This window comes from Bythopirellula superficialaquae (assembly GCF_059632245.1).
Map to the genome: position 1 here is coordinate 202,006 of NZ_CP197426.1, position 24,199 is coordinate 226,204.

The 24,199-nt window shown below is 57.0% G+C and carries 24 protein-coding genes; 10 read left to right on the forward strand and 14 right to left on the reverse strand.

Annotated features, from left to right (window positions below; genetic code table 11):
• Positions 1 to 18: 18 nt before the first annotated feature.
• The 5 genes from SH678x_RS00870 to SH678x_RS00890 all read right to left on the reverse strand — a co-directional run bounded on the left by SH678x_RS00870 (position 19) and on the right by SH678x_RS00890 (position 6,903).
• Complete coding sequence (locus tag SH678x_RS00870) at positions 19 to 741, reverse strand: PEP-CTERM sorting domain-containing protein (protein ID WP_496920991.1); 723 nt, start codon at positions 739 to 741, stop codon at positions 19 to 21.
• A gap of 83 nt (positions 742 to 824) precedes the next feature.
• Positions 825 to 1,520, reverse strand: a complete 696-nt coding sequence (locus tag SH678x_RS00875; protein WP_496920992.1) for a PEP-CTERM sorting domain-containing protein — start codon at positions 1,518 to 1,520, stop codon at positions 825 to 827.
• Positions 1,521 to 2,098: 578 nt separating this feature from the next.
• Positions 2,099 to 2,317, reverse strand: a complete 219-nt coding sequence (locus SH678x_RS00880) for a hypothetical protein (RefSeq protein WP_496920993.1) — start codon at positions 2,315 to 2,317, stop codon at positions 2,099 to 2,101.
• Positions 2,318 to 2,488: 171 nt separating this feature from the next.
• Positions 2,489 to 5,617 (reverse strand): efflux RND transporter permease subunit, encoded by a 3,129-nt coding sequence (locus SH678x_RS00885; protein ID WP_496923102.1) that lies wholly within the window; start codon positions 5,615 to 5,617, stop codon positions 2,489 to 2,491.
• Positions 5,617 to 6,903: an efflux RND transporter periplasmic adaptor subunit gene (locus tag SH678x_RS00890; RefSeq protein WP_496920994.1), complete on the reverse strand. Its 1,287-nt coding sequence runs from the start codon at positions 6,901 to 6,903 to the stop codon at positions 5,617 to 5,619. Before SH678x_RS00890 ends, SH678x_RS00885 begins: the two co-directional genes overlap by 1 nt.
• Before the next feature lie 145 nt (positions 6,904 to 7,048).
• Between SH678x_RS00890 and SH678x_RS00895 the strand changes: the two genes are divergently transcribed.
• On the forward strand, positions 7,049 to 7,759 hold the full coding sequence (locus SH678x_RS00895) for an MOSC domain-containing protein (protein WP_496920995.1): 711 nt from the start codon (positions 7,049 to 7,051) through the stop codon (positions 7,757 to 7,759).
• A gap of 39 nt (positions 7,760 to 7,798) precedes the next feature.
• Here SH678x_RS00895 and SH678x_RS00900 read toward each other — a convergent pair whose 3' ends face one another.
• From SH678x_RS00900 to SH678x_RS00920, 5 genes are all read right to left on the reverse strand, one after another.
• Positions 7,799 to 8,704 carry a TIGR01777 family oxidoreductase gene (locus SH678x_RS00900; protein ID WP_496920996.1) on the reverse strand — a complete coding sequence of 302 codons (906 nt, stop codon included), beginning with the start codon at positions 8,702 to 8,704 and terminating at the stop codon, positions 7,799 to 7,801.
• Between the two features lie 177 nt (positions 8,705 to 8,881).
• On the reverse strand, positions 8,882 to 9,802 hold the full coding sequence (locus tag SH678x_RS00905) for a formylglycine-generating enzyme family protein (protein WP_496920997.1): 921 nt from the start codon (positions 9,800 to 9,802) through the stop codon (positions 8,882 to 8,884).
• 38 nt (positions 9,803 to 9,840) lie between these two features.
• Positions 9,841 to 10,812 (reverse strand): rhomboid family intramembrane serine protease, encoded by a 972-nt coding sequence (locus SH678x_RS00910; protein WP_496920998.1) that lies wholly within the window; start codon positions 10,810 to 10,812, stop codon positions 9,841 to 9,843.
• Positions 10,813 to 10,820: 8 nt separating this feature from the next.
• Complete coding sequence (locus SH678x_RS00915) at positions 10,821 to 12,017, reverse strand: hypothetical protein (protein WP_496920999.1); 1,197 nt, start codon at positions 12,015 to 12,017, stop codon at positions 10,821 to 10,823.
• A 235-nt stretch (positions 12,018 to 12,252) separates the two neighbouring features.
• Positions 12,253 to 13,428: an aminotransferase class I/II-fold pyridoxal phosphate-dependent enzyme gene (locus SH678x_RS00920; RefSeq protein WP_496921000.1), complete on the reverse strand. Its 1,176-nt coding sequence runs from the start codon at positions 13,426 to 13,428 to the stop codon at positions 12,253 to 12,255.
• A 6-nt stretch (positions 13,429 to 13,434) separates the two neighbouring features.
• Between SH678x_RS00920 and SH678x_RS00925 the strand changes: the two genes are divergently transcribed.
• From SH678x_RS00925 to SH678x_RS00940, 4 genes are all read left to right on the forward strand, one after another.
• Positions 13,435 to 14,172 carry an RNA polymerase sigma factor gene (locus SH678x_RS00925; RefSeq protein ID WP_496921001.1) on the forward strand — a complete coding sequence of 246 codons (738 nt, stop codon included), beginning with the start codon at positions 13,435 to 13,437 and terminating at the stop codon, positions 14,170 to 14,172.
• Between the two features lie 119 nt (positions 14,173 to 14,291).
• Positions 14,292 to 15,740: an anti-sigma factor family protein gene (locus SH678x_RS00930; protein ID WP_496921002.1), complete on the forward strand. Its 1,449-nt coding sequence runs from the start codon at positions 14,292 to 14,294 to the stop codon at positions 15,738 to 15,740.
• Positions 15,741 to 15,746: 6 nt separating this feature from the next.
• The gene (locus SH678x_RS00935; RefSeq protein WP_496921003.1) at positions 15,747 to 15,962 is read left to right on the forward strand and encodes a CDGSH iron-sulfur domain-containing protein; all 216 of its coding nucleotides are present in this window, start codon (positions 15,747 to 15,749) and stop codon (positions 15,960 to 15,962) included.
• Positions 15,963 to 16,281: 319 nt separating this feature from the next.
• On the forward strand, positions 16,282 to 17,121 hold the full coding sequence (locus SH678x_RS00940) for a hypothetical protein (RefSeq protein WP_496921004.1): 840 nt from the start codon (positions 16,282 to 16,284) through the stop codon (positions 17,119 to 17,121).
• Between the two features lie 5 nt (positions 17,122 to 17,126).
• Here the strand turns inward: SH678x_RS00940 and SH678x_RS00945 are convergent, their stop codons facing one another.
• Positions 17,127 to 17,606, reverse strand: coding sequence for a hypothetical protein (locus tag SH678x_RS00945; protein ID WP_496921005.1), 480 nt, complete (start codon positions 17,604 to 17,606; stop codon positions 17,127 to 17,129).
• A 274-nt stretch (positions 17,607 to 17,880) separates the two neighbouring features.
• Here SH678x_RS00945 and SH678x_RS00950 point away from each other — a divergent pair, with 274 nt between their 5' ends.
• The 4 genes from SH678x_RS00950 to SH678x_RS00965 all read left to right on the forward strand — a co-directional run bounded on the left by SH678x_RS00950 (position 17,881) and on the right by SH678x_RS00965 (position 20,167).
• Positions 17,881 to 18,117, forward strand: a complete 237-nt coding sequence (locus tag SH678x_RS00950) for a hypothetical protein (protein ID WP_496921006.1) — start codon at positions 17,881 to 17,883, stop codon at positions 18,115 to 18,117.
• Between the two features lie 192 nt (positions 18,118 to 18,309).
• The gene (locus SH678x_RS00955; RefSeq protein ID WP_496921007.1) at positions 18,310 to 18,816 is read left to right on the forward strand and encodes a DinB family protein; all 507 of its coding nucleotides are present in this window, start codon (positions 18,310 to 18,312) and stop codon (positions 18,814 to 18,816) included.
• Positions 18,817 to 18,890: 74 nt separating this feature from the next.
• Entirely contained in the window at positions 18,891 to 19,445 is a 555-nt protein-coding gene (locus SH678x_RS00960) for an MOSC domain-containing protein (RefSeq protein WP_496921008.1), read from the forward strand.
• Between the two features lie 38 nt (positions 19,446 to 19,483).
• A complete protein-coding gene (locus tag SH678x_RS00965; protein ID WP_496921009.1) occupies positions 19,484 to 20,167 on the forward strand; it encodes a class I SAM-dependent methyltransferase in 684 nt (227 codons plus the stop codon).
• 11 nt (positions 20,168 to 20,178) lie between these two features.
• On the opposite strand, the gene SH678x_RS00970 is transcribed toward SH678x_RS00965, so the two are convergent.
• The 3 genes from SH678x_RS00970 to SH678x_RS00980 all read right to left on the reverse strand — a co-directional run bounded on the left by SH678x_RS00970 (position 20,179) and on the right by SH678x_RS00980 (position 23,920).
• Positions 20,179 to 21,351, reverse strand: a complete 1,173-nt coding sequence (locus tag SH678x_RS00970; RefSeq protein WP_496923103.1) for a Gfo/Idh/MocA family protein — start codon at positions 21,349 to 21,351, stop codon at positions 20,179 to 20,181.
• Between the two features lie 6 nt (positions 21,352 to 21,357).
• On the reverse strand, positions 21,358 to 21,624 hold the full coding sequence (locus SH678x_RS00975) for a hypothetical protein (protein WP_496921010.1): 267 nt from the start codon (positions 21,622 to 21,624) through the stop codon (positions 21,358 to 21,360).
• Positions 21,625 to 22,033: 409 nt separating this feature from the next.
• Positions 22,034 to 23,920, reverse strand: coding sequence for a hypothetical protein (locus tag SH678x_RS00980; protein WP_496921011.1), 1,887 nt, complete (start codon positions 23,918 to 23,920; stop codon positions 22,034 to 22,036).
• Between SH678x_RS00980 and SH678x_RS00985 the strand changes: the two genes are divergently transcribed.
• Complete coding sequence (locus SH678x_RS00985) at positions 23,919 to 24,059, forward strand: hypothetical protein (protein WP_496921012.1); 141 nt, start codon at positions 23,919 to 23,921, stop codon at positions 24,057 to 24,059. The genes SH678x_RS00980 and SH678x_RS00985 overlap by 2 nt on opposite strands.
• Positions 24,060 to 24,199 lie beyond the last annotated feature (140 nt).

Below are 24,199 nucleotides of genomic sequence, written 5' to 3' on the forward strand. Positions count from 1 at the left end.
AAAAGAAGTGATGAGTAACTACAACCGGAGACGCCGCCGCCCGACAGCCCAGGCCCCCACAGCCAAACCGAGCAACAGGCCGGTTGTGGGTTCGGGCACGCCCACGCCGGGGGCCCAAGTCTGGCCACCGTCGAGGCTGAGTTCGGTGAAGACGTCGAAGAAGCTATCGATTTGGTAATCGCCGTTGGGCAGCAGCGTGAGCGTCGTTTGACCCGGCGATGGCAAGGTCGGTGACTCGCGAATCTCGAAGGGCGTGGCCGGATCGAGCATGCCGTTCATCTGTAGCGAGAGGACTTCCATGTCGAAGACGCGCGGTTCCTGTCCGCCAGGCGCCGTCCCGGCAATGTGCATGCTGCCCGTGCCCGTGTATTCGGTGACCGGGCCTCCATCGACTTCCAGGAAGATTTCAAACGTGATATCAAAGAACGAGTCGACAGCCCAATCGCCCCCAGGTAACAAGACGGGGGACGTGCCTTGTAAAACAGTAAGCTGGACACCGTTTTCTCTGATGGCTTTGCCGGGTGGGTACCATTCGACCCGACTCGAGCCGACATACCACTCACCCGGTGGAGGCACCAAGTCTTGCTGAACTTGTACAAGACCAGTGGGCTTTTTGATAACACCGACGCCGATTCCTTTTAGTGGATCACCAGGCCCCGCGTAGGTGGCTGAATCCAGCAGGCCAAGGGCAGAAAACACTAAGACAGCTGGAAAAAGTCTGCGTGCGATATAAGAAATCATGAGCAATACCTCCAGAAAAGAGAACAGTCGGATTCAAGTGGCGTTGAATAGGCCGCTGTGATGAGCTGAATATCTCACAAACTTCATCGGAGAACTTGCCGCCGCCGCCCGGCAGCCCACGCCCCCACAGCCAAACCAAGCATCAGGCCGGTTGTGGGTTCGGGAATGGGAACCGTTATTAAACTCGAGATGGCATAGATCGAGAGCGCTTGGCCGGTGTTCGCGAGCGTTGCACCACGGATCCAAGACGGGCCAGATTGTGTAACATAGCCGGCCGTTACAGTGCCAAGACCAAGGCCGAGGGTGTTGAAATCTTCTTGACCGAAGATTCCCGTGCCGGTCCAGACATCTGTGGTCGTTGGATTGGCGAACTCGTCCACGGCAACGGGATTCTGTAAGAAGGCGTCCCACAGATCGGCGTAGTCATTTGCCAGCTGGCTCCCGGCCAAGTTGTAGATAGGCACACCAGCGCCATCGACAAAAGGATTCGTATTAGTGTTGTCTCGCGCATCCACATTAGGTGTTGATGCGATCGCAGTCCACGAGATGCCATTGAGTTGCACATTGCCAGCCGCGACGGCATTCACGAACGTGTTGTAAGTGGCAATGTTGGTTGAAGCCGCTTGAATCGTTGTCGAAGTTGAAAAGACAAGGCGATACTGGGATCCAGCATTGAGCGATGGAGGGGTGAGCACCAAGCTGGCTTTGACGAACGTTTGCGAGCCAAGAACCAGCAACGCCCCCGCGATGAATAGTCTCGCAGTACCTAGTACTCGCATTCTGATAGTACAGAAGCGGAATCTCTTCACTGGGTCACCAGAACTCGCAGAGCAAGGTGACACGTGAAAACACGCGGCAGAGATCGCTCCCGTGAGTAGAGAAAGTCTACTCGAGATGTAAGAAATCATTAGCGGCACCTCCCGAAAAGAAAAGAACGGTTCACACCTGGCTGCTGGATCGCCAAGAAGATGAGTCCCGTGCCGCTTCCTGTTCCCGGCTTGAGTCTATCTGCCAACAGAGAGGAGAGCAAGACTTTCGCAGGCCAAGAGGGGTACAAACCCGGCTAGAACGTCACAGCGACCGGTTTGCTAGAGGGTTGGTGCTAATTCACGATAAAAAACACCGAAGAACTTCCATCGCCGACAGAGTGCTATGCAACGGTAAGCCGAGAGCGATAGCGTGCTAGCCACCGCTGAAAGTTAGGCACACCGTGTCGACATGCGCGGCAATTGAGAATGGGTGGCAGCGACGCATGACCGGCGATACTTGTCTGTTCATGCGATTGAGTACACGATGCTTTTTGCAGACGAAGTATCGGTGTTGCCCCTCCGGGAAGAAGAACAGAAAAGCAAGGTTACTATTTGCCACGGGGAGAACGTGGTAAATAACGATCAGCGAAACTTGCAAGCAATACGGCAGCTGTGATTGCAAGTGCTAAAATCAGGAAAAAGATTAATGGTATTCGCTTGTCAAACAAGAGCAGCATGAGCGGTATATAAACCAAAACATAACCAACTGCCGCTGCTATACCGAGCAGGAGTATTCTCAGAACTGCGTAGCCAAATTGTAAAGTCATATCGAGGTCATTCCGACAAGATTTAGCTACGAGTTATCTCATCAAACTCATTATAGCAAAATTTCCCGCTCCGCGACCACTGCGCCTCTGCGTGAAAAAACTCCGGGCACTGACGTTTACGGCTCGCCCGGGATTTTTTCGTGTCGTTCGTGTCTTACGTGGTATCAAAAATTACACCACGGCATCGGTTTTCTTCCCGCGGAGTTTTGAGCCCCATTCGCTCATGCCGCAGAATACCACGAAGAACGTCGGCACAAACAGTAACGAGAAGATTGTCGCGGCGCTCATGCCTCCCACGACCGCATTGCCCACGGCTTGACGACTTGCTGCTCCCGCTCCGGTTGAAGTCACGAGTGGAATGAAGCCAAGGATCGCGGCAATGGAAGTCATCAAGATCGCACGGAAACGAAGTTTCGCGGCTTCGGTGGCGGCTTCGGCAACGCTCTTACCATGTTTACGCAGTTCCATCGCGAATTCGACGATGAGAATCGCGTTCTTGCTGGCGAGTGCGATCAGCAGCACGACGCCGATCTGCGTGTACACATTATTATCCGCGCCGCGGAACATCAGCGCGACCACCACGCCCAAGATGGCCAGCGGCACCACGGCAATCACCGCGGCAGGACTGGTCCAACTTTCATACTGCGCGGCCAGCACCAGAAACACCAAAATCACTGCCAAGGCGAAAATCAAATACTGCTCGTTGCCGACACTCTTTTCCTGGAACGACATGCCGGTCCATTCAAAGCCCATTGTGGTGGGTAATGTCTTATCGGCCATCTTTTCCATCAGCGAGATGGCCTGACCGGAACTAAAACCGGGCGCCGCTTCGCCGTTGATCTGTGCCGTCGGATAAAGATTGTAGCGCTGCACGATTTGCGGCCCCAGCGTGTCGGAGACCGTGGCGAATGTGCCGATGGGGAGCATATCGCCATTGGCATTTCGGACGTCGAGGCTCTTGATCGCATCGGCATTCAGGCGATATTGCTGATCCGCTTGCACACGCACTTGATAGGTGCGGCCGAACTCGTTGAAGTCGTTCACGTAGGTCGAACCGAGATACGCTTGCAGCGTGTTGAACACCGTGTTCAGCGGCACGCCGAGTGTTTTCACTTTCGTGCGGTCGATATCGACAAACACCTGCGGCACGGCGGCGCGGAAGGTTGTGTTGAGCGCTTGCAGGCCTGTTTGAGCGTTCCCGGCGGTGACCATTTCGTTGGCCACGGCTTGCAGTTGTTCAAGCCCCGCGTTGCCACGGTCTTGCAATTGCATCTGAAAGCCGCTCGCGTTGCCCAAGCCGTCGATGGCTGGCGGCGGAAACACAATCGCAACTGCTTCTTCAACTTTGCTGAACTCGCGGCGCAAGTGGCCGATAATCGCTTGTTGGCTTTCCTCAAGCGACATACGGTCGTCCCACGGTTCATACACAATCGCCATGAAGCCATTGTTCGAGCCGCTCACGCCGGTGAGGATCGAGAAGCCGGTGATCGAAATGCGATTGGCCACGCCGGGGGTCTTGGCCGCGATACGATCGATTTCTTCGATCACGGCTTGGGTCCGCGACACCGAAGCGGCGTCGGGAAGCTGCACGTTCACAAACGCGTAGCCCTGATCTTCTACGGGCAAAAAGCCGGTCGGTAAGCGGCCAAAGCCCATCGCCGTGAGGGCCAACAATCCGCCAAAGATCACTAGCACGATCAGCACCCGGCGGACCATGATCCGACCCAAGCCGTCGTAGGCGTTTGAAAACTTATCGAAGCCGTGATTGAAACCGCGGAACAGAATATTGCGTTTCTCGGGAGCAGGCCGCAGCAGCATCGCGCTCAGCGCGGGGCTGAGTGTTAATGCGCAGATCGCACTGATCGTCACCGAGGCGGAAATCGTGAGTGCGAATTGCCGGTAGAGTTGCCCCGTGATGCCCCCCATGAAGGCCGTCGGCAAAAACACGGCGAGCAGTACCAATGTGGTGGCAATGATCGGTCCGGTGATTTCATCCATCGCGGCGATGGCTGCCGGCTTGGGTGCCAGGCCATTTTCGATCTTGGTCATCGTGTTTTCGACCACCACGATCGCGTCGTCGACTACAATGCCGATGGCCAGCACGATACCGAAGAGCGTGAGCATGTTGATCGAGAAGCCCAAGCCCGCCATGACTGCGAATGTGCCGATGAGCGATACGGGAATCGCCGCGCACGGGATCAACGTCGCCCGCCAGTCTTGCAGGAACAGGAAGATCACCAGGATCACAAGCACGATCGCTTCGCCGAGCGTTTTGTAAACTTCATGAATCGACGCGTCGACGAACATTGTCGTATCAAACGGAATCGAATATTTCATCGCCGCGGGGAAGGCTTTGCTGAGGCGTTCCATGGTCGCCTTGAGCTGATCGGCCACGTCGAGGGCATTGGCCCCTGGCAACTGATACACAGCGAGCGACGCGCACGGCTGGCCGTTGAATTGCGACGAACGGTTGTAGTTTTTCGCGCCCCGTTCGACGCGAGCCACATCGCGTACCCGCGTGATCCGGCCACCCTTGGCGGATTTGACGATCAGATCTTCGAACTGCTCGACTTCCTTCAAGCGTCCTTGCGTGTTGACCACCAATTGAAACGCCGTGTCCGCCGGGGTAGGGGGTTCACCCAACCGGCCGGCCGCGACTTGCACGTTCTGCTCGCGGATCGCGTTGACGACGTCTTCGGTCGTGAGTTGCCGGGCTTTGAGTTTCGCCGGGTCGAGCCACACCCGCATGCTGTATTCTTCGGCCCCGAACAACACAACCGCCCCCACGCCCTTGATGCGACTGAGCTCGTCTTTGACGTTGATGAGCGCGTAATTGCTCAGGAACAACGCATCGAGTTTGGGATTCGACGACGACAACACGATGAATTGCAAAATCGCGGTCGATTGCTTTTTGGTCGTGATCCCCTGGCGGCGAACTTCTTCGGGCAGTTTGGGCTGGGCAATCGAAACACGGTTCTGGACGAGCACGGTCGCCATATCCATGTTCGTGCCGATTTCGAACGTCACGTTCAGCACATACGAACCGTCGTCCGCCGATGTGCTCGACATGTAGAGCATGTCTTCAACGCCGTTGACTTCTTGTTCGATCGGCGCGGCAACTGTTTCGGCGACCACCTTCGCATTCGCGCCAGGATAGTAGCAGGTCACCTGCACCGTGGGGGGCGTGATCTCAGGAAACTTCGCGATGGGCAGGCCCAATTGCGAAATCGCCCCCGCGATCACGATGATGATCGAGATGACGCTGGCGAAAATCGGTCGTTCAATAAAGAAGTGCGAAATCATGATGCGGCCGGTTCTCCCGCGGGAGCTTTTGCTTCTTCAGCCGCTTCCTGGGCCAAGTGGGGCGTGACTTTCAAACCGGGACGCACGAACTGAATCCCTTTCACGACCACGCGGTCGGTCGGTTGGAGGTCGCCATCGGCAACGATTTGCATGCCCTTGTATTCGTGACCCAAGGTGACTCGCCGCATCTCGATGGTGTCTTCGTCGTTAACAACCATCAAATAGGCACCTGCTTGATCGCGGCCCACGGCCGTGGGATTGACGAGCAGCGCTTCTTTTTGACCGAGCGGCACTTCGATCCGCACAAACGCTCCCGGCGGAATCAAAGCCTGGGGGTTGTCGAATCGTCCCCGGACCATGAACGTGCCGGTGCTTTCGTCGATCGACGTGTCTGTGTAATCGCAATAACCTTCGTGGGTGAAGTCGTCTTCATCGCTCAACGCCAAGAACAGGGGATAAACGTTTTTGCTAGGATTGCCACCCGCCGCCCGGCCTTCGGCGATTCGTTGACGGTTGAATTCCAGAAAATCGTTTTCGCTCAGTGTGAAGTAAGCGTAAATTGGATCCGATTGGGTGATCGTCGTGAGCAGCGACGAATCGGACCGCCCCACGAGGCTCCCCACGTCGAAGTTCTTAGCGCTCGCGCGGCCTGCGATGGGGGAATGGACTTGTGTGTAATCGAGATTCAACTGAGCCTTCAGAACCTCCGCTTCCCCGGCGGCGATTTCGGCTTGGGCCGATTCAATGTCGGCCTGCGAGGCTTCGACCATCGCCTGAGCCGTCATGACGTTCGTGCGACGCAAATCGACTTCAGATTCGGTGATTGCCCCCGGCGAACGTGCGACGACGGCTTCAGCGCGTTTGAGTTCCATTTGCGCGTTGGCGAGCTCCGCTTTTTTCTGGCTTAACCCCGCGCGGGCACTTTCCAAGCGAGCTTTGGCCAGTGCTACGCTCGCCTCGGCTTGAGCGAGTGCCGCCTTGAAGGGGCGGTCATCGATCTTTGCCAGTAGTTGCCCCGCTTTGACTTCTTCGCCATCGCGAAAATTGATTTCTTCCAAGAAGCCTTCCACGCGAGCGCGGATTTCGACTTCCTCAAACGCCCGCGTCGTGCCGGTGTAATCTTTGGTTTCGGTGATCTCTTCCTGCACGGGAAGTTCGACCGTCACGCTGGGTGGCGGCGGCGGGACGTAATCGTTTTTCACGGCGCTGCCGCAACCCAAAACGGATGCCAAGAGAACGCAGCACCACCAATGTAGCGCGGGGAAGGAGCGGAGACTGGCCATGAGTTTTGCCTTAAGGTGAACCGGCACAATTGCTTGTAGCTCCTGTAATATAGGCCGCTGCTGATCAACAAGCAGCCATTGCCCATGTCCTTAAAAAACGCAAAATCGATTCTTTTGCTCCGCAAAGCCTACGTTTCGTGAGATCATGATGGCCTTCGCTAGCTTATATTCGCTCCAGTTGGGTTTGCCGCGCGAAGTGCAGCCGACCGGCGAACACGACCTTTCCGACAAGCCATGGACTACGGGCTTCATCAAACAACCGGTGAGCGAGCCGGCATTTGCGCGTGTGAATGGCATCGACGGCGATGGGCAGGCAGATCTCGCGGTGCATGGCGGACCAGATAAGGCGATCTGCGTTTATTCGTTAGATCACTATCCGTTTTGGCAAGATGAGCTCGCGATTCATCCCTTGCCGACGGGCGCATTTGGCGAGAACTTTACCATCGCTGGTTTAACGGAAGAGCAAGTTTGCATCGGCGATGTTTGGCAAGTGGGTGATTCGGTTGTCGTGCAAGTCTCACAGCCGCGGCAACCATGCTGGAAACTCGCGCGGCGTTGGCAGCGCAAAACTCTGGCGCACGAAGTGCAAGAGAACGGCAAAACAGGTTGGTATTTCCGTGTGCTCAAAGAAGGTTTGGTCGAGACGGGGATGCCGCTCACGCTGAGCGAACGACCGCATGACGATTGGACCGTCGCACGTGCAAACCAAGTGATGCACCATGACAAACACAAGGCTGCTGCTGCGGCCGAACTCGCGGCGTTGGCTGAGTTGTCGGCAAGCTGGAAACAGACGCTCGCAAAGCGCACGAACAACGCGGTTGTTCAAACATCAGAAGAACGTCGCTTAAACGGTTAGATTGATAGCCGGATCGCTACGCGAGCCAGGGAATCTCGCTCACTTCAACGCATGCCGCAGCGCGGGTTCCAACTCTGGATAAGCGAATGAAAACCCCGCACGCTCCAATTCCTTAGGCAGCACGCGCGTGCTGGCGAGCAACAATTCGTCGGCCATTTCACCCAAAGCCAGCCGCGCAGCGAACGCGGGCATTGGTAAGATCGTGGGCCGCCCCAGCACTTTGCCCAAAGTCTTGGTGTACTCGCGATTCGTAACAGGATGAGGCGCGACCAGATTCACAGGGCCTTTGAGCGAATCGTTCGAGAGAATGAACTGCATCGCCGACACGATGTCGTCGAGTTCGATCCAGCTGAAGTATTGCTTGCCGTTTCCGAGTATGCCGCCTGCCCCAAGCTTGAAGGGGAGCAACATGCTTTTGAGCGCACCCCCTTCGGGGCTCAACACGACACCGGTGCGCATCAACACCGTGCGAATCCCTGCGTCGACCGCCGCTTTGGTCGAGTTCTCCCAATCAACACACACATCGGGCAAAAAACCTTCGCCAGGTGCGCTCGATTCATCAAGCACGGCCTCACCGCGATCGCCGTAGTAACCGATGGCCGATGAGCTAGCAAACACGCGCGGCTTGGGATCGAGCGCTGCAATTGTGGCGGCGATCAGCCGTGTCCCTTTGACGCGGCTTTCGCGGATTTCTTGCTTATAGGAATCCGACCACCGCTGCCCGGCGATGTTGGCACCGGCGAGATGCACCACGCCGTCGAGATTCGTGAGCTTCGATTTGTCGATCTCACCCCGCTCGGGCACCCAAAAAACCTCGCGGTCATTCTTCGGGGCACGCCGCACAGCTTTCAGCACAGTATGGCCCGAGGCCTCGAGGGCACGAGTCAACGGCGTGCCAATCAACCCACTCGCGCCGGTGATGAGAATTTTTTGTGAATCCGCCATGGGTATCTCCTGTGATTCGGATAATAGATGCTAACCGATTTTCGTCGCTTGGATAAACACAGCAGCGAATTTGAGGATTATGGGCCGCGGATTCGCGCGGATTTGACGGATTAACGCAGATTCTTAAATAGATATTTCAATCCGCGTAGAGCAGCTCAATCGGCGTTAATCCGCGTTCTATTTTTCTCTTGCACAGCGGAAACCAATACAACTCGACGTTTCCGACGGCACGGCATGATCGCGGTCCCCCACATGGAGGCCGTCACCTTTCTCGGCGGTGGAAGCCCAACTGCCCCCCCGCAGTACGCGCTCGGTGCCCGTTTGTGGGCCTGTCGTGTTGCCGACGGTGCTTTGTCCGTAAGCATCGGCCGCGTACCAATCGCCGCACCAGCAGGCGACATTCCCCGCCATGTCGTAGAGACCATAAGGATTGGCAGCGAAGCTTTTGGTCGGGGCGACTTCAAAATAGCCGTCTTGCGTGAGATTCGTGAGTGGAAATTTCCCTTGCCAGTAGTTCGCCTGGAATTCGCGCTCGGGACTTAACTCACGGCCCCAAGGAAACTGCGCATCGCTCAAACCGCCACGCGCGGCGAACTCATATTCGGCTTCGGTCGGCAATCGCTTCTGCGCCCAATTCGCAAAGGCGACCGCGTCATGCCAACTCACATGCACGACGGGAAAATCGTCTTTCCCAGCCAGCGAACTATCGGGCCCCGTGGGATGCCGCCAGGAAACATTCGCCACCTGCTGCCAGTTTCCCTTTTCACGATTGAACAGCAGCGACCAACCACGCTCTTCGGAGGTCGTGCGATAGTTCGTGTCGGCGACGAACGCGGCAAACTCGCGATTCGTGACGTGAGCTGTGTCGATCCAGAAAGGTTTCACCACCACGCGATGCACGGGGCGTTGATCGTCGGGGCTGGGCCGCGGTGTTCCCATCAGAAACGTGCCACCAGCCAAGTGAACCATGCCATGGGTCGTTGAAGAATTTTGCTGTTCAGCCGTGGCTGCCTGGGCGACTTCGCGCAAGTTCAGCACAAGACTCACCGCCACGAGGGCCGCGAGTCCCCTGATCCATCGGCGTCGGCCTCCTGCCATCGTAAACTCCTAATTGATTCGAGCCGGCTCGCCGACAATTACTTCCGCCGGTTCTGATATTCCCGGCTTGCTCGTTCCAAGGTGCGCCGTTCGGACCAGCTGAGACTATCCTGCCCTTCGGCTTGAATCTTCTGCAAAATGCGGTCGAGTTCTTGCTCAGTGGCACTTTCCACTTCCTCTTCGTGATCGACGACGCGCAGTTTGGGTTTTCGCGATCTTGGGCCTCCGCCAAGCTTGTTGAACAAGCGTTCCGGGGTCCAACCGGTTTGATAGAAAATCCAACCAAACAGCGCCCCACCCAAGTGAGCCGTAAAGGCCACGCCTCCGGCACGAGTGATCGCGCCCGAGAAGTCCATCAACACAATTCCCGTAGCCAAGACCCACATCGGAATCGGGAAGGGAATCGGAAAGACCATCCCCTTGGCATGTGGAAAGTTGAGCGCGAACAAGATCACAACCGCGACCACGCCCCCCGACGCACCCACCGCCGCGCCACCACCACCAGGAGCAGCCATCTCGGAGAGCGACCACACGAGTCCGGAAAAGACTATCGCCGAGAGATAAAACCAACCGAACGTGGCCCGGCCGTAGGTTTCTTCCACCGGTTTGCCGAAGGTGTACAACCCGAACATGTTAAACACGATGTGCAACATTGACCCCGGGTCGTGCAAAAAGCCATAGGTCAGCAATCGATAGACATTCCACGGCGCGCGATACCAGTCGGCCGTCAATTCCAATCGGTCGGTGAATTGCGGCCCGGCAAACATTTGCAGCACATACACGGCCACCGTCACGAGCACTAACTGCGTGGTGATCGATTGCGGCGCATTGAAGTGATAGCCCGGTTCACGTTCGGTAGCATAATCTCGGTCGTAGAGTCCCATGCGGAAATAGTAGCTCACAGGGCACCGCGAGACTACGGCAAGAATCCAGGCGAGCGGGGGACGTAAGTCCCCTGCAATCTCGCGCAAGGGAATAAACCGCCGCTTACCGGCTGCGGCTAAAAGCATAAAGACAACTACGGCAAAGAAACCGCCGTGGCGGGGGCGGGGGCCGTGGCATCGATCATTTGCTTGAGCGACGCTTCGCGCTGGGCCAATTCGTTGGCCAGATCGGTGTTCGTGGCTAGCAATTCGTCGATCAGCTTTTTGGCATTGTCCAGTTGTCGTTTCACCATTTGCAGATGCGTTTCGATGGCTTGGCGATCCGCTTGCATGCCAGCCAGATCGCTGGACATGAGTGTCTTTTCTTCTTCGCGGAAGGTGCCCAGCTTTTTCGCGCTGGCAATCGCCGCTTCCAGTTTCACGTTGTCTTCACGAACCGCATCGACCTTGGCCATCAGCTCGACTTTCTTCCGCGTCAGATCGGCAAACAAGAAAGCGTAGTCGATCAGCGGCCGGCGATACACTTTTCGGGCGGCGTTGCCCATGTCTTCCGGCTTGAGGATTTGCCCGTTCTCGTCCACACCCACGACATCGCGTGGATTGTCTTTGTCGGTCGCTTCTTGGTCGTGGTGCAGGTATTCCGCAACCATCGCATCGGGGAGAAGCTTGCGAATTTCTTCTTCGCTCAACCCGGCAAATGTCTTGTAACGATCGATCGGCATAGTTTCGTACAAGCTCCAAGGAGCCGCGCTGCGGGCGATCCGTTCCCCCGTGCGTTGATCGAGCAGGTTGATTGACTCAAGCACCGCGCCATTTTCATTGACTTCGATGACGCGGAATTCACCCAGATACTGCTTGCCGCCAGCGGGATCGGCCGGATTACTCGGTCCCGCTTCAAAGCCATACACAATCGTGTCGACGGCCAAACCGTGCGGTTTGGGATTTTCAATCGTAACGGGGAAGCGACCCTGAGCATCGGGGGCCCCCGCGGGAGCAACTTGCCGCCAGGCCCGACCCCGTTCGCGGGTGAGCATTTGCAATTGATGCTTGATCTGCACAATGCCGGGAGTGTCAGTGCCCGCCCCGCGCTGTAGGACGATGTTTTGTTGTTCGAGAGTGGTGATTTGTTGTTCGAGCCGAGCGAGGTTCGTCCGCAAGTTGCGATGGATGCGCATCGTCTCGGTGGCGAGGATCAAATAGCCAAGCGAACTGAGCAGGATGAAGGCGACAATGGTCACCCAACTCCAATGCCAATTCTTCGTGGCGAGAAAGATCGACACCAAGCCCATCAAGAGGACTATGGCCAACACAATTTGCAAAACGAGCGCCAAGAGAAACTCCCGTGGGCGATAAGCACAACTTCACTGTTAAACCGGGTAGAAGAGGCAATCTCTCCTAGTTTCGATGGTAAGTGGCCCAACCGCGAGCGTCAAGTTTTTACTGGACGGTAACTTACGTTCGCTCGGCCAATCCCGAAAACCGTCACAATAGTCACATAATTTAGTGTTAGCCGCAGGCAGCAGACCGCGGTCGTGTAGCTTTCAACCCATCGGCTTGCGCCGACGGCTATTGCCTTACAGTTTCGAGCCCTGAGAGCAATTTTTCGACCATTTCGTCGTTGTGACTCGCGGTAAAACCGAGTCGCAGCAGTGATTCCCCGTCCGGCACCGACGGAGGCCGAATCCCGGGGGCCCAAATTCCCCGTTCTCGCAGGGCTTGGGAAACTCGCATCGTTCGCTCCGCCGAGCCGATCACCACGGGAATAATCTGGCTCGTCGAACGGCCCGTGTCCCAGCCTTGGTCGTTGAGCCGGATACGCAACTCCGCCGCACGGGCGAGAAGTCCCTGCCGTCGTTCGGGTTCGCGATCGACGAGATCAAGGGCCACTAATCCCGCAGCACTGATCCCGGCCGGATGGGCGGTGGAGAATACATAGGTCCGCGCCCGATTGGCGAGCCAGCGAATGAGCGCCGCGCTGCCACACGCAAAGCCACCCGCCCCGCCAAGCGCTTTGCCAAAGGAACCGACGCGAAGCGAAATATGCTTCTCTAAGCCGGGGTCTTCCTTCGCGAAATGCTCGACGACTCCCCGGCCAGTCGCGCCGAAGACTCCCACGGCATGAGCTTCGTCGACCATCAACATCGCGTCATACTCAGCGGCGAGTTTCGTCAGTTGCCCCAGCGGCGCCAAATCACCGTCCATGCTGAAGAGCGTATCGGTCACAATCAATCGCCGCCGATAATGTTTGCCCTGCGACAGCATCGTCGCCAGTGCTTCCATATCGATATGTGGATAGATATGCCGCTCCGCGCGCGACAGTCGGCAACCGTCGATGATGCTGGCGTGGTTTTTGGCGTCGCCGTAGATTGCGTCCCCTTCATCCGCAAGCGCGGGAATGATCCCTGCATTGGCGGCGAAGCTGGTGGGGAAGAGCAGGGCGGCTTCGGTGTTAAAGAATTGGGCGAGCCGTTGTTCCAACTGCTCGTGAATCGACGAACGTCCACAAACGAGCGGGCTGGCCCCTCGGCCGACGCCTTGCTGGAGAAAGGCCTCCGCGGCGGCACTGGCCAGGCGTGAGTCCGCTGCGAGACCGAGATAATCGTTCGACGCGAAATTGATGATTTCCTGGCCGTCGATCTGAACCAGGGCTCCCGCCGTAGTTAACCCCGGCGGCAGGCTGCGTAGCAGATCGCTCCGTTCGAGCAGCGCGAGTTCTTCGTCTATCCAGCTGAGTGGGTCCATGGTCCAATGGTAGCACGAATAGCCCCCGGCGCGAGCCGGTGGGACGGTTGGACCACCAGCTTGCGCTGGCGGCTATCCGCGATTTATGGAACTTCGATTGGTTTGCCCGCGTCAAAACCTCAAACAAAGAAAAGCGTGACCGACAAACTGCCCAACGCCGCCGCCGGGCTTCGTGCCGAGCTACGTACCGATACGTACTTGGTCGAAGCCACGTTGTCGGGCAACCGGCAGGCATTTGGTGCGCTGGTGGAGCGTTATCAGGATCGCTTGTTCAACACATTGGTGCGTGTGCTGGGCTCGCCAGACGATGCCAGCGAGGTTTTGCAAGATGCGTTCGTGCAAGCTTACACCAAGCTGGAGTCGTTTCGCGGTTCGTCGCAGTTTTACACGTGGATGTACCGCGTGGCGCTGAATATGGCGTGTTCGTATCGACGGCGGAACAAACGTCGTTACGACGAACAATCGGTCGAACAGATTCGAGAACTCAGCGGAGCCGAACCGGTGGAGCAGAGCTTGCCGCCCGAACAGCTGGCCATGCGCGTCGAGCAAGCAGAACTCGTGCAGGCGGCGTTGCTGGAGATCAGCGAAGAGCACCGCCAGATTTTGGTGCTTCGCGAAATGGAGGATTGCAGCTACGAAGCGATTGCCGAGATTTTGGATTTACCCGTGGGAACCGTCCGCAGCCGGCTCTTCCGCGCAAGGCTGCAACTCAAGGAGCGATTGGAAAATAAGATAAGTAATTAAATAATGAGAACGCAGATGAACGCTGATTTTACGGATCTCCACGGATCTGTGTTGATCAGTTTAATCCGTGTTCATCCGCGTTCTATGAATTGATGCATTCGAGTGAATAATTAACTGGTATGGCTGAACCAACCAACAATTTGAACTTCGACGACGAACTGTTGAGCGCCTATGTCGATGGCGAGCTCACTGACGCGGAGCGCGCCGTTGTTGAAGAACGCTTGCAGAACGACCCCGCCGCGCGGGAGTTGGTTGCCGAAATGCGCTCGCTCGCGGGCACGCTTCGTTCGTTGCCTAAGCTACGCGTGGCCGAGGACGTTCGGTCCGCCGTGCTCGCCCAAGTGCGGGACAAGCCCAAAGTCGAGTTAGCTGAATATCGCAGGGGCCCGTTGCGGCGATTGATGTGGCCAGCGATTGCGATCGCTGCCGCATTGCTGCTGATGTTCACACAGGATGATCGCGTCAAAGATCGCGACGTGGCGAAGATCGAAGCCCATGATGGTGAAGCTCGCGAAGAGGCTCGCGAACGGGATGTGGCAGCGTTTGATGTTCCCGAAGAAATGCGCGAGGCAGCGACTGCTCCTGAGCGTGAATTGGCCGCCAGCTCGGCTACACCGGCGCCGGCGACCGCTGCGGCACCTACGGAAGACTTTGTTCTGGATGCGGGGCGTTCCGCAGGCGTGGCCTTGCGGGCGGAAACTCCTCGAATGCAGCCCGCCATGCCAACTCGGGTGACCGACGCACTTGCCAGCAGCAACGAAGAACTTGGCATCGTGCATTTAACGCTCGCCGATTTGCGCACCGGCACCGAGGCCTTTGATCGTCTGCTGGTTTCCAACGGTGTGCAGGTTGTCGATGAAACGTCGACTGCTGACCGCGCGGGTGCCGTTGCCCCCGGACAAGCATCAAGCGGGGACACCTTTACCGCGGAAAGTGTGCCAAGAGCTCGCACGTTGTCGACACCATCGCCCGCCGGAGGTGGTTACGGTGGTGGCATGGGAACAGCGCCGGCAGGTGATATGAAAGCCGACGCCGAAAGTGCCGAGCCTGAGATGGTGTTGGTCGAAGCCCCGCCCAAGCAGATCGAAGCGATTCTCTTCACCTGCGCGAACGACACCACAGCCATTGAAGCGGTCGAGGTCGATCCGTCGGCCAGCGGCACGAATCTTCAACCCGAGAAGCAGCGCCTTTCTAGTTATCAGCAGTATTCCCGCGCGGCGACTAACAAGGCCGAGCGTTCGGCTTACACGATCACACCCGAACAGCAGGGAATGATCACGGCGCTCAATTCGTTGCCCGCCGTCGAGAATCAAACGGCCAACGCAACCGCGGAGGTCAATCAACAAGGTTGGGCCACGAGGTTCCGCGCCGATCAACCCCCCGAGCAAATGCAACAGTTGCAGGACGAAGTCAACACCCGCCGCAATCAGTTCTACGGCTACGCCCAGCAACAACAGGCCGCGCAAATTGGTGACAAGGTGGCAAAAAAACTTGAAGCACCCGCCGAACAGCCGATCCGCGTATTGTTTTTGTTGCACCCAAGCGAACAAGCCAAAGCCAAAAAGTAAGTCATTATGTCCGAAGTCAGAATTCGCTTACGGCCCGACGGCCCACTGGTCATCGAAGGCGCATTCACGCTCGCCGATTCCGCGGGCAATCTGTTTTCGTTGTCGACCGACAAACCAGCGATCGCGCTCTGCCGCTGCGGCCAATCGGCGAACAAACCATTCTGCGACGGCGCTCACAAAACATGTGGGTTCGTTTCCGACGAACGTGCGTTTAAGCAATGATCAATGTCCAATGACCGCATGACCATGGGATTGGTTTTGAATTGGTCATTTCTTTGTCGACAAGTTATCCCCAGCGCGGATCGTAGTGATTGCGAAGTCTTGTGGAGCAGTACCCGTCTCGTACCTGTAAAAATCTACGAGCAATAACGGTTCCAACGGATGATCGTCTGTTGGGTTTGTGAATTCTTGTCGCACTGCGGCCATCGGCCAGTGGTTGTGTGAGTGCTAGCCATGCTAGAATCCGCCCCCCAGGATTGCTTGAGGGCAATTCTGGCTTCTCACATTTAGGAATCTTTGCCGCACAAGGAACCGTCCATTCATGGGTAAGGGCACACAAAACGTCGCTGATACTTCCGTTGTCGAAACCGATCTCGCCCAATCGAGCGAGCCATTTGTCGGCCAATGGAATCGGCTCGTCAGTACGACCAATTGGGAAAAAGGCCGCATCATTTGCGAATGGCGCGAAGCGCTGCTCACCTCGGGTTCTCCTGTCACCGATTATTCCGACGAAGCCTGGGCCCAGCTTGTCGGCGGTGTGACCAGCCAACACGTGGGCCGTCTGCGGCGAGTGTTCCAGCGTTTTGGTGCGGAGTTCGAGCAATACCCGGGGCTCTTTTGGAGCCATTTCCAGGCCACGCTCGATTGGGACGACGCACCCATGTGGCTCGAAGGGGCCATTCAGAACGAGTGGTCCGTTTCGCAAATGCGCGGCAAGCGTTGGGAAACGATGGGCACCCCCCCCGCCGAGCAACGTGCGGAGTTGGAGCAGGATAACGAATTCCAAGAACCGCTGGCGGCGCCCGCTTCAGCGGGCTTGCAAGAGTCAGTAAGCGAACCTGCTTCTGCCAAAACCACCAACGTAAAACCACTCACCGCCGAAGAAGCCACCCGCGAACGCAAGCATTCCGAGAGTGCGGAAGACGATTCCGAAGACGCACCCTTCGACGATGCGGAAACCGCAGCCGCCACACCAGCCGTGGCCAAGCGCACGCCGCTCAATGTGAATGTGGAACTGCTTACCGATGATCTGGCCGATGCGTTCGAGCAGTTCAAACTCGCGATCATCGCCCAGCGCCGCGAAGGCTGGCGCGACACGACTCGCGAAACAGTGATCGAATGCCTCGAAGCGCTCAAGCAGTTGGCGATGGCCGAAGCGTAAGACGCTCACTCCCCCGCGTATTGCTCGGCGTATTGCAACACCCATTGCTCGATCAATTGTTTGAAGCCGTCGAGATCGGCGTCTTTGAGCGAATGATAATGATTGCGGGTGAAGATTTCTTTGTTGCGAATTGTCCCCCGCGCGTCCATCGCCAATACGTGGTATTGATTGTGGGGAGCGACGGTAATTACGAACCGGCTTAAGAGATTCTCGCGGCGGCCTCCTTGCAGCGATAAATCATCGCGCTGCACGGTCGAGCCCCAACCCTTTTCGTCGGCGACCTCGCTACAGCGAAAGCCCGGAAAGTTGTCGGCCAACTGTTCGAGACACGATTGAATGTACTCGGTGAGCTCGAGGCGATATTTGCTATGGAGCCGTCGGCATTCTTCTTCGCTGAGCGCGCGGGCCGCTTCCTCGCGAGCCTTGGCATCGCGGGCATTTTGGCCACGCTCGGTGGCACGCTGAAGTCGTTCTTTGAAGTCCATGGGAAATTAGTACGTTGCTAGCAAGTGTAGGTTCGCCGATCTTCGCTTCGATCTGCCTGTGGTGCAAGCCCTTATGTTGTTTAGCCGCAAACTTCCCGCCAGCGTGCTAGCAGTCGTTCACGGAAAAATCTGCTTTTTCTTTAATTTGGATGCAAGTCGGCTCCTGAGGTCGCCGATTTTAGCTGAGACGGACCGGGGGGCGCCGCGGAAACGCGCGCCAGACAAGGATGTCTGGGCCCTTTCAAGTCCACACGCGATGGGAAGGAACCCTCGAATGCATACACATCTGAAGATTTATCGTGGTCCCGTGGAAGTCGAATCGCGGGTCATCTCCAAGAGCGAAGATACCGTGACGGTTTCGTTCGGTGAAATTCTTCCCTTGATCGTCGATGCCGTCGAAAGCCAACGGACTTGGCTGGGCGATTTTGAAGTCGACGACGTGACCATCTCGCGCGACTTGTACGAAGTCCTGTCGGCCTATCAATACTTCCGTCGCCCCACTGGCGCTTAGTTCGGAAGTCGAAACGCACATTGTTCTCTCAGCCTGGCGCACACGTTGCGCCGGGCTGTTTTTGTGCGCGCGTTCTGCGGCAATTGCGAGCGAACCCTTGGGGCGGATTGCGACTCCTGGGCCAAAGTGAATAATGACCCAACCGGGTCGGAACGACCCCGGCTAACCTGCTTTGCCCTGAGGATCGCACCCATGTCCCGAGCTCGTCTCGATGCTGCTGCCAATCGCATTCAATTCGCCCGCCTGTACACCAGCCAGTTCCTCGACGACCTAAGCGAGACTGACTGGTTTTGGACGCCCCCGGGCTTCACGACCCACATCGCCTGGCAAGTCGCGCACATCGCAGCATCGCAATATGGGCTATGCCTATTTCGGCTCCGTGGACGCACTCCCGAAGATGAAGCACTGATCCCGCAAACCTTATGGGATAACTTCAAGATCGGTTCGACTCCCGTTGCCGGTGCTGAGAACAATCCGTCGGTCGCCACGATCAAAGGAATCTTCGACGGCGTGCAAGCTCAGGTGCTGACCGAACTCGCTAGTAAGACGGATGAGGAAGTCGACGTGCCGCTGGAAAAACCACACCCCGCGTTTACGACCGTTTTGGGTGGCATCGAGTACAGCCCGATGCACGAGCTGATCCACGTGGGGCAGATTACGCTCCTGCGACGATTGATGGGCAAACCGTCCAAACGGTGAACCCGATTGTCGGTGAAATTGTCGTTGGTGTTAGCCGGCATCGTTCCGATGCCGTTCATTATTGAGACACTGTCATGCACCAAACTCTCCACCTGACACTTCCCGAATTAGAAGCCGAGTTAGACACGATTCGCCAAGCGCCGCGGGATCATGGCGTGTTGGAAATGATCGTCTGCCGCCCGGCGGTGAACGAACGCAAAATGTTGTTCGAGGCCGAGCTGAACGTCGCCGAAGGTTTGATCGGCGACAGTTGGCTCTCGCGCGGGAACTATCGTGGTGGGCTGGCCGATCCCGATTGCCAGATCAACATCATGAACAGCCGCGTGGCATCGCTCGTGGCTCAAGATCGGGAGCGCTGGCCGCTCGCTGGCGATCAACTTTACGTGGATCTCGATCTGAGCGACGAGAATCTGCCGCCGGGTTCACAGATAGCCATCGGCACGGCCATTTTGGAAGTCACCGCCGAACCGCATACCGGTTGCAAGAAATTTACGAGCCGTTACGGCAGCGACGCCACGAAGTTTGTGAACTCGCCCGAGGGAAAAAAGCTCCATCTGCGTGGTATCAACGCGCGCGTGGTGCAAGCGGGGCTCATTCGCACGGGCGACACAATTACGAAAGTTTGTTAGCCGCATCGCAACGCGATGCATGGCACAGTAGTACGACCATGTCCAACCCACTCGAAAAAGTTCAGACAGGCTACGACGGTTGGGCGGCGGTTTACGATCACGACGCCAACCCACTCATTGCCCTGGAAGAACCAGTGGTTCGCGCGGCGCTTGGCCAAGTTAGCGGCCTCGCCGTGCTCGACATGGGCTGCGGTACGGGGCGGCATGCGTTGCGACTGGCCCAGCAAGGGGCCAATGTCACAGCCGTTGATTTCTCAGCAGGCATGCTGGCCGAGGCCCAGCAAAAATCATTCGCCGAGTGCGTGAACTTCTCGCAGCACGATCTGCACGAGCCTTTGCCGTTTAACGATGCGGAATTCGACGCCGTGGTAAGCGGCCTGGTGCTCGAACATATCCGTGACCTGGCGATGTTCTTTGGCGAAGCACGACGTGTATTGAAGCCGTCAGGTCAGGCGGTGATTTCCGCCATGCACCCGGCGATGTTTTTGCGTGGCAGTCAGGCCCGCTACACCGACCCTGATTCCGGCGAGATCGTTCACGTGGGAAGCATCAACCATTCGATCAGCGATTTCGTGATGGCGGCAGTTCAAGCCAGATTTCAAATCGTGAGCATCACGGAGCATGCCCCCGACGTGGCGTTTGCACAGAAATATCCACGCGCCGAAAAATACATCGATTGGCCGATGCTGGTGGTGCTGACGCTCCAGCCGCTCGCGGCTTAGCGGCACACCTTTCACACTTCCTTGACCACAAACTCATTGCGCCCAGGCGTGCGCAAGAATTTATTCGCCACGTCGGCGTGCTCGCCAGTAAACTTTTCGCTGGCAGAATCAAACGTCAGCACCGGCCCGAGTTGCAGCGAGTTAGCCACATCATCGCCATCATGCACCACGATGAGCTTACGCAGGTCATCGAGAATGGCCGTTGATTCAGGCGCCATGGAAGTTGCCGAGGGCTGGCTTGTGGTTTGCGAGTCATGCCCCACGCGCTGCGCGTAGTTGGCAAAGTTGCACCATGCCGTCGAATGATGACCGATTTGCACGGGGGCATTAAGCGTTTGCGGCGAACTGTCGCGGATCGCATCGATAAAATTCTTTTGATGAACCACCATGCCGTCGGTTCCTTCGATTTCCTTAACGACCTTGCCGTCCTTATCAAAAAGCTTCGCGCGGCCTCGTTGGCCTTCCAGTCGGCCACCCTCGCAGAAAACGATGTAGCCGCTTCCCGGGCCAGGGCAGGGGGGCTGCTTTTTGTTCTCGGCATCCGCGGCGATGTTCGAAAGCGCGATCACTACGGGAATGCTGCCGGTATCAAGAATCGCGAAATGCACGTTGGGGGTGTTGCCCGCGTCGTGCCATGCGAAGCGTCCTCCCGCGGCGGCGACTCGTTTGGGAAACGCGACTTGATCACGAAACACGTTGTTGCGCACGTCGTCGACAATATGCACGCCCCAGTTGCCCATTTCACCGGAACCGGTGTTCCAATCCCAGTGCCAATCGTAATGGAACTTGTCGCGATAGATCGGCTGATCCGTGGCGGGGCCAAGCCACAAGTTGTAGTCAACCGTCTTGGGTGGTTCGAGCGGTGTTTCGCGTTTGCCGATGCTGGGCCGTATGCCATAGCGATTCACGCGGACCCATTCGATGGGGCCGAGCATTTTTTCATCGTGCAACAAATTCTTGATTTCGGCCTGCATGGGAGCCGAACGCTGCTGCGTGCCGATTTGGCAAATTTTGTTGTGCTTCCGCGCCGCCTTAACAACTTGCTGGCCTTCCCAATGAGCATTGCATAACGGCTTTTCGACGTAGACATGCTTGCCCGCCTCCATAGCCCACAGGGCCGCGAGGCAATGCCAGTGATTGCACGTGGCGATTGCGACCGCATCGATATTGGCATCGTCTAGCAGTTGACGCTAATCACCATACTGTTTGGCGTTGGGATATGCTTTGCCTTTTTCTGCCAGCAGCGCGCTGTCGGCATCGCAGATTGCACCGATGTTCACGCCGGGCACTTCCTTAAAGGCTTTAAGCAAATCGCCCCCCCGCCAGCCGAGGCCGATGACCCCCAGATTCACCTGCGAATTAGTATTCGCCGCGGCCAATGCGCGAGAACCGAGTGCCAAAGCACCACCGGCAAGAAAACTTTGTTGCAAAAAATAACGGCGGGTCGAGCGCGACATGAGAAATTCCTGAATAGGCGAGAAGTCTGGTCCTCCATTTTACCAAATATTTAGCCGCGGTGCTTGCACCGTGCTCGAAAAAAAGCTCGGCGCACTTCCAAAACCCGCCGCAAGCGGCGGGGCTAATTAAGTGCTGTAACACTATCCCCCGGCTTGCGCTTAGACAGTGGGCCAATGGTTAAAGGAGGCCAACCCTCATGTTCCGACAAACCCGCCAACTCGCAACGCGCCATCTTTCCCGTACGACAGCCGTGATCTGCGATTCACCCTGGTTCCGGCTCACGGTCGTTGTCCTACTGACATTCTTGCTATTGCCCGTGCCGCGTTTGCGGGCTTGTGATGCTGAACAGTTGCACCAACAAAAAAAGCCCGGGGAAACTTTCCCCGGGCTTTGTGTTATTCATAGCAGTTAGTACATGAACTCCACACCGGTTTGAATGCCGTGCAGGAACAGCGAACCATCGCAGTTGATGTAAGGCATGTCAGTCGGCGAAGCGTACTGATTGTAGTTCAACGCCACGCCTGTCACGCCCAAGGCACGGTAACCGCCGTACACGCGGCAGTTGCAGGTGCATTGATAGCTCGCACCCAGCCGCAATTCACCCAAGAAGGAGATGTTATCGTCCTCGGCCATCACATTGTAATCCAGGCCTGTACCAGCATCGCGGACCTCACCACTAAACCATTGGTTCATTTCGATGTAGTTGCCATAGATACCGGCGTTGGCACCAAAGTGCAGAGCCACGCGGCCGCAGCATCCCAGGTGATAACAACCGCTGCCGCCATATTGGAAACCGACGAGTTGGTTTTCAACGCTGGTCGAGTAGGCGAGCGAATACATATCGCCTGTCCACGACGAATTGCCGTAGTCGTACATTTCGCCCTCGGCTTGGAACATATAGTCGTCGTCGAAGCGGAAGTAACGCACGCCGACTTGCGACGAGCATTGCCAACGAGGACCACAGTAGCAGTAGGCGCCACAGCGTCCGCCCAAGCGGCCACAGCCACCCGCACCACAGCTACCACCTGCACAGGAATCGCACCCACCGCCAGCACACGAATCACACGCAGGACCACACGATCCACCGCTTATGGTGGGGAGGCACACGAGATTCCATTCGATGTTCTGGGCATCGAAACTGCTGCGGGTATAAACCGACGTTAATCGCGGAGCGATGTTGCCCCAGCCGGTCCAGTAATCTTGCGTGGGAACGCCGTAAGCAAAGAAGTGATTCACGGGCCGCCATACACCATCGTAGTAGTATTGGAGGCGATCGAAACGCTTCATCGTGTACATGTAATCGCCTGGCATAACGTCGACGTAGGCGCTCGTGGATTCTTCGTCGATGGCCCAGTAGCCAACTTCCCAGCCAAGCGTGCCACCACAGCAGCTCGAGCCACAGGGATCGCAGCAACCACCGTAGCCACCAGGACCACCACAGCAGGCGAACGTCGCACCGAAGCGAATTTCATAACCGGGTTGCATGTCACCATCGAGATCGCCGTAGTTCATCACCACTTCGTCGGAAGTGGGATAATGACCGGCACCCGGCATCGAGGTTTCATAAGCAATCGGACCATTGCCGCAGTCAACCCGTTCCATGAACAAGCCATATACGCCGCCAAACCAATGCCGGCGTGGTGCACAGCATGAGGTATCGCAGCAGCCGTAACCCACGTTGCCGTCGCCATAGTTAGGTTGGCAATAGCTGCCGTAGTTTTCACAACCGACGGCACCAGCACCGGCGGAATAGTTTTCGTATCCGCCAGCACCACCTTGCGAGTAATCAGCAGTGGGGGTTGTTGGTGCGCCTTGTGGAGCATAACCAGTGCTGGGTTGTTGCATCGCCGGCCCCGTGGGAATGGTTTCCACGGGTTGGGGAATGGCCGGCACGCTATTGGGTGCCGGTTGATGGGCCATCGCCACGTATTGCGGCTGAAATTGTTGCGGTTGATATTGCTGAGGCCGCGGAGCGTATTGTTGCTGGTTCGCGTATTGGGTTTGCGGGTATTGAGCCTGCATATTCTGCATCGGCTGATAACCGGGCTGTTGGACCTGAGGCCCCGGCACAAACGGCCGTTGTGCGACGTTGCCCATCTGGCCCGCGTTGTATTGCGGTTGGTAAGCCGGATGAGGTTGTTGATATGACGGCTGAGGGCGATAAGCCGCTTGATAGGAATTGACGTAGGAACCGTTGTTCTGGGCCAAAACTGAGTTGGCCGAGAAGAAGGTCGTGGCTTGCGTGACGACGGCAATCCAGACACACAGCCCTCGCGTGGTGCACGAGAGTTTCATGCGCATACTCCTTTTGCGATTTATCGATCCCACATCCTTGTGGAACCGCGCCGCGCGAGCTTTCGGCATCCTGCCAAAAGCAGCTGACGGGGCGTCAGCCAGCGGCGTCAAACGGGTGGGTCATATTCAAAGCGGCTAAGAGCGGAATTGAAGATTTCGCTCACAATTCCCATCGGCCAGAAAGAGGGCCGCGGATTGCCGTCGGTTACGACTGTTGCAGATGTTTTTCTGGGTCGAACAGATACGACCCGTGCAACCCGCAATCTTCAACAGGCAGGG